General features: G+C 47.7%; 11 protein-coding genes and 8 tRNA genes. 16 read left to right on the top strand and 3 right to left on the bottom strand.

Annotated elements, in window-relative coordinates; translation table 11 throughout:
• Positions 1-61: 61 nt before the first annotated feature.
• The 9 genes from HP570_RS10640 to HP570_RS10600 all read left to right on the top strand — a co-directional run bounded on the left by HP570_RS10640 (position 62) and on the right by HP570_RS10600 (position 2270).
• Positions 62-138, top strand: a tRNA-Asp gene (locus HP570_RS10640).
• A gap of 40 nt (positions 139-178) precedes the next feature.
• A tRNA-Phe gene (locus HP570_RS10635) sits at positions 179-251 on the top strand.
• A gap of 7 nt (positions 252-258) precedes the next feature.
• Positions 259-332 (top strand) — tRNA-Trp (locus tag HP570_RS10630).
• A 27-nt stretch (positions 333-359) separates the two neighbouring features.
• Positions 360-435 (top strand) — tRNA-His (locus HP570_RS10625).
• Positions 436-461: 26 nt separating this feature from the next.
• Positions 462-536, top strand: a tRNA-Gln gene (locus tag HP570_RS10620).
• 7 nt (positions 537-543) lie between these two features.
• A tRNA-Gly gene (locus HP570_RS10615) sits at positions 544-619 on the top strand.
• A gap of 28 nt (positions 620-647) precedes the next feature.
• A tRNA-Cys gene (locus HP570_RS10610) sits at positions 648-721 on the top strand.
• An 8-nt stretch (positions 722-729) separates the two neighbouring features.
• Positions 730-811 (top strand) — tRNA-Leu (locus HP570_RS10605).
• Positions 812-938: 127 nt separating this feature from the next.
• Complete coding sequence (locus tag HP570_RS10600; RefSeq protein ID WP_173625691.1) at positions 939-2270, top strand: purine/pyrimidine permease; 1332 nt, start codon at positions 939-941, stop codon at positions 2268-2270.
• 15 nt (positions 2271-2285) lie between these two features.
• Here the strand turns inward: HP570_RS10600 and HP570_RS10595 are convergent, their stop codons facing one another.
• Complete coding sequence (locus HP570_RS10595) at positions 2286-2957, bottom strand: B3/B4 domain-containing protein (RefSeq protein ID WP_173625690.1); 672 nt, start codon at positions 2955-2957, stop codon at positions 2286-2288.
• A 114-nt stretch (positions 2958-3071) separates the two neighbouring features.
• On the opposite strand from HP570_RS10595, the gene rnhA reads away from it, so the two are divergent.
• The 4 genes from rnhA to HP570_RS10575 all read left to right on the top strand — a co-directional run bounded on the left by rnhA (position 3072) and on the right by HP570_RS10575 (position 6313).
• On the top strand, positions 3072-3506 hold the full coding sequence (rnhA, locus tag HP570_RS10590) for a ribonuclease HI (RefSeq protein ID WP_026134128.1): 435 nt from the start codon (positions 3072-3074) through the stop codon (positions 3504-3506).
• Entirely contained in the window at positions 3503-4654 is a 1152-nt protein-coding gene (gene queG / locus HP570_RS10585; protein WP_173625689.1) for a tRNA epoxyqueuosine(34) reductase QueG, read from the top strand. The genes rnhA and queG overlap by 4 nt, the downstream gene beginning before the upstream one ends.
• Before the next feature lie 26 nt (positions 4655-4680).
• Positions 4681-5214, top strand: coding sequence for a methylated-DNA--[protein]-cysteine S-methyltransferase (locus HP570_RS10580; RefSeq protein WP_012684804.1), 534 nt, complete (start codon positions 4681-4683; stop codon positions 5212-5214).
• A gap of 127 nt (positions 5215-5341) precedes the next feature.
• Complete coding sequence (locus tag HP570_RS10575) at positions 5342-6313, top strand: amidase domain-containing protein (RefSeq protein ID WP_173625688.1); 972 nt, start codon at positions 5342-5344, stop codon at positions 6311-6313.
• On the opposite strand, the gene HP570_RS10570 is transcribed toward HP570_RS10575, so the two are convergent.
• Positions 6314-7021, bottom strand: a complete 708-nt coding sequence (locus HP570_RS10570; RefSeq protein ID WP_173625687.1) for a ferric reductase-like transmembrane domain-containing protein — start codon at positions 7019-7021, stop codon at positions 6314-6316. It lies immediately after the preceding gene.
• A gap of 139 nt (positions 7022-7160) precedes the next feature.
• Between HP570_RS10570 and trmL the strand changes: the two genes are divergently transcribed.
• From trmL to HP570_RS10555, 3 genes are all read left to right on the top strand, one after another.
• A complete protein-coding gene (gene trmL / locus HP570_RS10565) occupies positions 7161-7631 on the top strand; it encodes a tRNA (uridine(34)/cytosine(34)/5-carboxymethylaminomethyluridine(34)-2'-O)-methyltransferase TrmL (protein ID WP_172142146.1) in 471 nt (156 codons plus the stop codon).
• 25 nt (positions 7632-7656) lie between these two features.
• A complete protein-coding gene (locus tag HP570_RS10560; protein ID WP_173625686.1) occupies positions 7657-8382 on the top strand; it encodes an HAD family hydrolase in 726 nt (241 codons plus the stop codon).
• 147 nt (positions 8383-8529) lie between these two features.
• Positions 8530-8946, top strand: a complete 417-nt coding sequence (locus tag HP570_RS10555) for a hypothetical protein (RefSeq protein WP_173625685.1) — start codon at positions 8530-8532, stop codon at positions 8944-8946.
• Between the two features lie 238 nt (positions 8947-9184).
• On the opposite strand, the gene HP570_RS10550 is transcribed toward HP570_RS10555, so the two are convergent.
• Complete coding sequence (locus HP570_RS10550; RefSeq protein ID WP_012684810.1) at positions 9185-9385, bottom strand: hypothetical protein; 201 nt, start codon at positions 9383-9385, stop codon at positions 9185-9187.
• Between the last annotated feature and the right edge of the window lie 317 nt (positions 9386-9702).

Below are 9702 nucleotides of genomic sequence, written 5' to 3'. Positions count from 1 at the left end.
ATTTCTACTTGATCAAGTAGAGCAAGTAGGATCGGAGCACCTAGTGGGTGCAAACAAATATGGAGCTGTGGTGAAGTTGGAGTTCACGCCGGTCTGTCACACCGGAGGTCGCGGGTTCGAGTCCCGTCAGCTCCGCCATTTCTAATCAAATGAAATTGGCGCGTAAAGCATGATATAAGGCTCGGTAGCTCAGTCGGTAGAGCAGAGGACTGAAAATCCTCGTGTCGGCGGTTCGATTCCGTCCCGAGCCACCTTTATAGGGGCATAGTTTAACGGTAGAACGAAGGTCTCCAAAACCTTTGGTGTGGGTTCGATTCCTACTGCCCCTGCCATTTTTCAAAACAATAGTAGTAATCATGGCGGTCGTGGCGAAGGGGTTAACGCACCGGATTGTGGCTCCGGCACTCGTGGGTTCAAGTCCCATCGATCGCCCCATAAATTTATAGTTGGGGATTACTTATTGGGGTATAGCCAAGCGGTAAGGCAACGGACTTTGACTCCGTCATTCCTAGGTTCAAATCCTAGTACCCCAGCCATTAAAATGCGGACGTAGCTCAATTGGTAGAGCGTCGCCTTGCCAAGGCGAAGGTCGAGGGTTCGAGACCCTTCGTCCGCTCCATTTCTCAAAATGTTTTACTTTATATCATGGAGGCATAGCCAAGTGGTAAGGCACGGGTCTGCAAAACCCTCACCCCCGGTTCAAATCCGGGTGCCTCCTCCAAAATATTTGCCGGTGTGGCGGAATGGCAGACGCGCGCGACTCAAAATCGTGAGGGAAACCGTGGGGGTTCAAGTCCCTTCACCGGCACCATACTTTTACAGGCTAACCCTGAATGTCAAGATATCTTGATGATTGGGGTTTTTTTCTGCTTTAATATGCACATAGTGTAGACAGGGAAATAGACAACTTGTGTACGTAAAAAGACGAGGTGGTTGAGGTGTTTTACAAACTACAAGACAAGCCGCCAATGGGGATTACAACGTTGTCCGTATTACAATGGATGATCGTAACTGTTTCCAGCAGTGTGGCGGTACCACTAATGATTGGAGATATGTACGGCTTGCAGGCTGATGAAATTGGAAAGCTGATGCAGCAGACCATGTTTTACATTGGACTCGCGTCACTACTGCAAGTTTGGATTGGACACCGTTATCCGATGATAGAAGGTCCGGCTGGATTATGGTGGGGGATCTTTATCATTTTGGCTCAACTCGGAACGAGCATGGGTCTACATCCACAAGAAATTGGTCAATCCTTTCAAGTGGGTATGATATTAGCAGGTCTACTCTTTTTCATTTTTGGCTTATTAGGCTGGATTGGGAAATTACAGAAGTGGTTTACGCCGTTGGTTTCAGGTACGTATATGATTTTACTTGCTGTTTCTTTGTGTAGTAACATTCTCACGGGCATGCTCGGTATTGGTTTTCAGCATTCAAGGGAGGTACAACCGGGTGTAGCACTTGTGTCCATAGGGATCGTAGCTCTTGTTGTGTTCATTATGCGGACGAAGAGATTCTCCAGTTTTGCCGTTTTGTTTGGCATGGTTGGGGGCTGGATCGTGTACGCGCTTCTTGGATGGACAGAACCTGTCCGGCCTACTGAGCAATTATTTTCATGGCCTTCTATTTTCTTTTGGGGATCCCCACGCTGGGATTGGGGCGTTGTATTAACGAGTATGCTGACAGGATTCGTTCTGTTGACAAACCTCATGACGAGTTTGTCGGTTATGGGAAAAGCGACAGACACGGTGCCTACTGAAAAGCAGTACAATCGCGGTGGTATTTTTACTGGGGTATCCCATTTCCTGTCAGGCTTGAGCGGTGTGGTAGGTATGATTCCACTTTCCTTGGCAGCAGCTGTTATTCAAACGACGAAAATGGCTTCGCGCCTCCCATTTGTCATAGCGATGCTGGGGATGATGCTTATTGGGCTGCTTCCCACTGTTGCTCACTTTTTGGCGGCTTTGCCTACTCCAGTGGCATATGCAGCGATGTTCATTTCCTATACGCAACTGCTGGGCTTCGGGTTGAAGGATTACGTAAATGTGAAGATGGACGAACGCACGATAATTGTTGGGGGTAGCTCGCTTTTGGTCGGGATCGGAGTCATGTTCGTACCTGCTGTAGCTTGGCAGAAACTCCCTGCATTAGCTAGCTTCTTGTTCGGAAATGGCTTATTGCTCGGCGTTATTGTGTGCCTGGTCCTGGAACATATCGTTTTTAGAAAAAAGGAAGAAGATAGCGTAAAGAAAGACGGCCAGGCTGCATGACGGGCCGTCTTTTTCTTAGGCAGTAACGATAGAGGAGTGAGTCAGCTCGCCACCGTTGATTTCCGTAAACATGCGACCAACTGAACCTACGATTTCTTCTTTTTTAGATGGTTCCATTTTTTCATGGAAGAAGATGACCTGGAGGAGAGCGCGGCTTTGTTCCGTTACGCATGAACGCTTGGAATCGACAATGGGACTCCCAAATGCGCCGTTACCATCGGCGAGCAGTAGTTTTCCTTCCATGTTGACTTCGCGTCCATTTAATCCCTCATAGACATCTTCGGCGTGGCCGAGTCGACAAGTGATATCACCCGCTAAGTGATTGACGTCATAAATCCCGAACGGAAGCGCGTGCAAAACCGAGAAAAAATTATTCACATCAACGGCGCTGTTGATCCAGAAAAAAGGATTTCCCTGCAACAGCCGGCGAAGCAATGCCTCGGAGGAAGGGCGGTATCTGGACGGATCGATACCAACTTGCTTAAAGCAGGCTCTCCACTCGCGGATGCCTTCTATTTCTGTCAGGTTTGCGGTGTCGTGATCCAGCCGCAAGCTCTCCACATAATAATTGATACGTCCCTGTAGCATTTTGGGGGAGTCACTGACGGAAGCATTGCTGTATTGTAAAATGCCGAGAGAAAATTGCGGCAGACGCTCGGACACGGAAGGATCTAGCTGAACTTTCATCGATAGACACTCCTTACTGAACCTATTTTTGGTAGTATAACAAAAAATTTTTGTGGAAGCGACTAAGCTTCGATACAATAGAAGAGAACAGAGGAGGGAATCCTGACGATGACGATGCGTGAGGTTGAGATTTATACAGATGGAGCTTGTTCCGGCAATCCAGGACCAGGTGGTTGGGGAGCTGTACTGATGTACGGCCAACACATCAAGGAAATGTCTGGTGCCGAACCACATACAACGAATAACAGAATGGAGCTGATGGCGGCCATCAAGGCGCTCTCAACACTGAAGGAGCCTTGTAAGGTGACCCTGTCCAGTGATAGTGCATACTTGGTCAACTGTTTCAAGCAAGGCTGGTATAAAGGCTGGCTGAAAAACGGCTGGAAAAACAGTAAAGGCCAGCAGGTGGAGAATCAGGACTTATGGAAAGAACTGCTGCAATTGATGGACACCCACAAGGTAGAGTACGTAAAAGTCAAAGGACACGCCGACAACAAATGGAACAACCGCTGCGACGAATTGGCGACAGGAGCGATTAAACAACTGTGAACGACTTGCAGTTCTGGGAGCAGACAAAGCAGTCCATCATTGATTATGCAAAGGAAATCGGAATCGATAAGATTGGGTTTGCCAGTGCCGATCCATTCACGACCTTAAAAGAACGGCTTCTTGTACATCGGGAAAAGGGTTATGAATCTGGATTTGAAGAGCCTGATCTAGAAAAGAGGACGAACCCGGAACTGTTGTTGGACGGGGCACGTTCGCTGATTTCGATAGCGCTGGCCTATCCTTCCAAGCTCAAAAATCCACCAAAGTCAGAGCCTGGTGCGTATCGGGGAATCTTGTGCCGTGCAGCATGGGGAACCGATTACCATCACGTTCTGCGCGACAAGCTGGACAAGCTGACGCGATTCATTATGGAGCTGGAGCCAGGGGCTCGGATCGAATCCATGGTAGATACGGGAGCACTGTCTGATCGTGCGGTAGCCGAGCGAGCTGGGATTGGGTTTGTAGGAAAAAATTGCGCTATCATAACGCCGGAGTTCGGATCATGGGTGTACTTGGGGGAGCTTGTAACGAATCTTCCGTTGCCAAGCGATCACCCAATCGAAGAAGGCTGTGGCGACTGTAATATATGTGTAGACGCTTGTCCGACCGGAGCCTTGATTCAGGGTGGGCAGCTTGATGCACAGCGATGTGTAGCTTATTTGACACAGGTGAAAGACTTTATTCCAGATGAATTCCGCGGGAAAATCGGAAATCGTCTGTATGGTTGCGATACTTGTCAGACAGTATGTCCGAAGAATCGTCGCATCGACAACGACCATCATGCTGAATTTCAGCCTGATCCGGAGATTGCGAAGCCTTTATTGATTCCGCTGCTTCAGATGAGCAATAAGGAGTTCAAGGAAAAGTTCGGACAATCCTCCTCATCTTGGCGGGGCAAAAAGCCCATTCAGCGCAATGCCATACTAGCACTTGCCCATTTCAAGGATCGGACGGCTGTTCCTCATTTGGAGCGTCTTTTGTTTGAAGACCCTCGCCCAGTAATCCGCGGAACTGCTGCATGGGCGCTTGGAAAAATCGGGGGAGAGCAGGCACAAGAGGCGCTCATTACCGCAAAAGCAAAAGAGGTGTCACCCGAAGTGGTGGAAGAGATAGAAAAAGGCATGAGCATGTTTCGTGAACAGGCTTAGTTTGAAGAAGAGAGGGAGGACGTTAAATGGCAAAGGAATTAGGCTATACCATGATGGATTCACCGATTGGACCATTGCTCTTGGCTTCTACAGAAGAAGGGCTATGCTACATTCAGTTTGCCAATGAACAAGACGGATTGGCGCCGCTTGTGCGCTGGTGCAAAAAAACGTTCGTAGGGATTACCCCAACGCGTAACGATGCGATTAATGAGCCTGCAAAAATACAGCTAGAAGAGTATTTTGCAGGCAAGCGCAAGACGTTTGATGTTCCAACCGTATTATACGGAACTCCCTTTCAAAAGTCTGTTTGGAATGAGCTATCGAACATTCCCTATGGAGAAACTCGTTCTTACAAAGATATTGCCTTGGCAATTGGAGCGGCGAAAGCTGTTCGGGCTATTGGCGGTGCGAACAATCGTAATCCGATTCCTGTCATTATACCGTGCCATCGTGTCATTGGCTCGAATGGTGCCTTGGTCGGGTACGGCGGTGGCTTATCCATTAAAGAATATTTACTTTCCCTAGAAGAAGGTCCACTTTTTGCTCACGCTTCTTCCTAATAAGCTGTCTGCTTGCTCGGACAGCTTTTCTTTTTCTTCTGAATGCTCCACGAGCGACATATTCTTCATTGAGATGAACAGTTCATGGGCTTTGTCGCAGTCTGGAGGCGGAAAGGAGGAGGGGAAAGTGGAGTGGCGTGAATTTATTCAGCAATACTTTCAAGCAGTTCACCAGTCATCTATGGATGGAAAGTATGAGCGGCTGCTACCTTTTTATTGCACAGAAGAGTCTGGCGTACAGGACGAATGGAATCGACTGAACCGGGAGAAGCGGAGAGCTGAGGAACGGGGAGTCAAATTATTGGCTGTCCAGGGACAAGTAACGCCCATGTGCTGGGTAGATACTGATGCCACCATGGAAATAACAGTTCAATGGCAAGAAAATAAAACGCTGGGGATCAAGCAAACCAAGTATAAAGAGGCAAACAAACGATTGTTCCAGCTCCAGTTGCTCAAAACGAACGAAAAGTGGTCGATTATCGGGGCAAGGGAGTCGAATGGTGATCAAAAATTGGTGGTCGAGGAAGAGGAGGAGGAGCCTATCATCGTTGTGTCAGGCGTCGAGGATGCCATCGACCAACCGATGCTGATCGTGCATGGAGAGGGAGGGTACAACGCTGCAAATGCAGTCGCGTATGCGGAACGCTACTGGAACACGACCAATCCCGTGTATCCTCGTTTTACGGATGACTGCACGAACTTTATTTCGCAATGTTTACACGCAGGCGGAATCCCTATGCTGATGTCTAAAGAGATGGGCAAGGGCTGGTGGATTCGCACGGGAAAAGGCGCCTCTTGGAGTTATAGCTGGACGGTAGCGCATAGCTTGTATTTGCTTTTGAAGTCGGGTGGAGCACCTATGCGGGCAGTTACGAAAAGCTCTGCGGCCGAATTGGTCCCAGGTGATATCATTTGTTATGATTTTAACGGAGATGGGCGTTTTCAGCACAATACGATCGTGGTCGCAAAAGACGCGAATCAGATGCCGTTAGTGAATGCCCATACGACAGATAGCAGGATGCGCTACTGGGCATATGAGGATTCCACAGCCTATACGCCCAACATGCGCTATGCCTTCTTTCATATAAGAGGGGTGTAATTACCTCTTGCGATAAAAAGCTCTTCGTATAAAAGCGATGCTGCGAACCAGCCAAATCATTGCTGCGAAAACGAGCATGTCTGAAAAGGTATGCGGTTCTCCTTTGATGGATTGGATGTAAATCAAGCCATGGATCAAGACGATGACAAAAAGCCATGGATTGGCGAGATGAAGCCTTTTCCAACTGGAACCACCCAGCCATTTTTCTGCCCGTGCAGAAGATGTCAGCCACAGAGCTAGTAGAATGAAAAAGGCAAACAGCCCAAGGTAGTTCGCAACGCCTGTAAGGGTCCAGTTGGGAGATGGCCACATGGTCGGATTAGAGGAATCGTCAAAGAACAGACCCAGCCATCCATCAGCCTTTTCTGAACGGTTTTCATGTATGATCATCAGGCGAGGCTCATTTTCAAAAAGGACAAGCACAAGAATGACGTGCAGCAGTCCAGTTAGCCCAGCCCATATGCCGAAATCTCGGCGGATGGACAAGCTGATAGTTATCCAGCCAGCAGGGAGCCAGGACTGGAGTGGACCAATCAATAGGGTGCAGCCAATCAAAATAAATGAGAGATAGCCGAGAAGCATGCTCCATGTTTCCAGTGCAGGGAACGAAGAAAAATCAACCCACATCCAACTGGCGATTAACAGGATCAAACTCAGGATGCTCACATGTGCGACAAGGCGTCGCCCAAATGAAATGAGTGTCCCCATCTAATCAGCACTCCTTTCGATAGCCAACGTTTTCTGATTAGATGCAGCAGGCACTCCATTTGTTACAGAAGCTGGGCACGGTGGTATAATAGGACATGTACTGGTAACAAGTTCGCAATTTACAAGGAGATTTTCAGATATGCCGTTACATATTGTTTTGCATGAGCCGCTCATCCCTGCCAATACGGGAAATATCGCCCGTTCATGTGCAGCGACAGGAGCGCATCTGCATTTGATTCATCCACTGGGATTTTCAACAGACGATCGTTACCTAAAGCGAGCTGGTCTCGATTATTGGCATGCGGTTAACGTTCACCATCATGAGAGCTTCGAGCACTTTGTTGAGGCACAAGGGGAAGGTGCGGGCACTTTTTACTTTGTGGAGACCTGGGGGGAAAAGTTGTACACGGACGTTTCCTTCCGGGATGGCGACTACATTATCTTGGGCAAGGAGACGACAGGCTTGCCAGAAGAGCTGACAGAAAAATATCGGGAACAGACTATTCGCATCCCGATGAGCGGTGCGACCCGTTCTGTGAACCTGTCCAATTGTGCAGCTATTGTCTTATTTGAGGGACTTCGCCAGTTAGGTTTTCCATCGTTATCGTAAGGCATTTGGGAGGGAGAGATCCATTATGACTGTGAACACCATCCTGTTTGATTTGGACGGTACGCTATTAGAGATGCAGACAGAACCCTTTGTCAAAAGTTACTTGGTTGAAGTAGGCCGTCATGTCGGAGATAAGTACGATACCGAAAAGCTGTTGGCGTTGGTTTGGGATGCGACCAAAGCAATGATCATGAACCAAGAGCCCGACAAGACGAACGAGCAAGTTTTTATCGAATATTTTACGGAACACAGTGAATGGGATCGGGAGGAAATATGGCCTCTGTTCGATTCGTTTTATCGCGATGTGTTTCCGACACTGTCTCACCTGACGTATCCTTCGCCATGGGCAAAGCAGATTATTGCTGCCGCCAAAGAACAAGGATTTCGGGTTGCAGTAGCGACGAATCCTGTTTTCCCGCGGGATGCGATTCACCATCGCCTCGCTTGGATCGGGATGTCCCCGGATGATTTCGAGTTGGTCACTGTCTACGAGGAATCGCATTTCACGAAGCCAAATCCTGGTTATTATAATGAGATTTGCCAAAAGCTTGGGGTTGAGCCGACAGACTGTGTCATGGTCGGGAATCACATGCAGGAGGACATGGTCGCATCCAAGCTGGGAATGAAAACGTTTCTGGTAACCAATTGGATGGAAGACCGTGGTGAGCCTCAGTATCAGGTCGATCAGCGGGGATCATTAGAAGAGCTGTTTACGGCGATTTCTGAAAAAAGCGGTGTGTTTGCAGGGTAAGGAATAATTATGAAAGTATAACCGAGAAGCAGGTTGTCCGTTTGAAAAAATGGTCAAGCCTGCTTTTTCACATACTTTTCCCAAAATCATCAGGTAGGCTAAGGGGTGTACACCTACGTTTTACATAATAAAAGGAGGAAATCTTGCATGAAAAAACTTGTTTCGTCTCTGGTTATGGCTACCTTGCTGTTTAGTGGTATCTCTGTAGTGGCTGCGGCGGATACAGGAGCGGATTCTACAGTTAAGCACTCGAAAGCGGAGAAAAAGGAAGAAAATAGAGCAAAACTGAACGCGAAGGCTGCCAAGTGGGGCGTCGAAACCACGGATCAAACAAATAAGGAAGTAAAAGCCGCCATTCAAGAAGCAAAAGCCGCAAAGAAAGTAGAAAATGCTAAGAAAGAAGCAGCAAAAGAAGCAGCAAAAGAAGCGAAGAAACAAGAACAGCTCGCGAACCTGAAAGAAAAGGCTGCCAAGTGGGACGTTGAAACAGCAGGCAAGAGCGCAAAAGAAATCAAGGCAGAAATCGTAGCGAAAAAAGCAGAAAAGAAAGAGAATAAGAAATAACAAGAAAACAAAAAAAGCAGGTTGCCACAGTAGGCAGCCTGCTTTTTTCCCTGGATGCTTCTTACAGGTTCCAGGTTTTGTCCTCGTTGTAGCCAGCTGTCAGAGTGAAAAACAGAAAAGCTCCAAAGACCAATGCTACGATAAATGTACCCACGTTTGACAGCCCCTTTCGTAAACAAACTACTCCCATTATAGCGTAGCCTGCCCACTTTGCAAACGCCTTAAAGCTGTTGCTCCCTTACGTAAGTGACAATTTTCGATGGTCATTCACGAGTTTCAAGAAGGCACAAAGCGAAATGGGCACACTCAGTATTTCTCCTGTATCGAGTTCCATTCCTGTCACTGCTTGGTAAATAAATACCGAGAGAATTACCAAGGTTGCGATGCCGGTCAAATAAAGTCCTTTTTTCACTTGAATGCGTTCTGTTTGGATGTCCATGTTCGTTCCTCCGTTATTTTACGCCAATCCATATTGGCTTTCCGTGTATGTTGCTTATGATTGTATTTTACAGGGGGAGAGGGATTACAAACTATCGAATCAACTTACAGCTACGCTCGTTAAACCTTACAATTCCGTAATCTTCCAAGCCGATAAAAAGCAATGTGCCGTATTTTTATGGGAAGATTGCTGAAACTTGTGCTGATGTCGCGCATACACATATGTAAAGGCTGTAAGAGCCTGTTGGCAACCGGAGAAAACGGCTTGCACGTGAATGCGTGACCGCAGGCGGACATATACATGAGAGTACATTGTCG

This window comes from Brevibacillus sp. RS1.1 (genome assembly GCF_013284365.1).
In the GTDB taxonomy this organism is placed as follows: Bacteria; Bacillota; Bacilli; order Brevibacillales; family Brevibacillaceae; genus Brevibacillus; species Brevibacillus brevis_D.
Note: the sequence above shows the minus strand (reverse complement) of the source record. Positions and strands in the feature narration are given on the sequence as shown.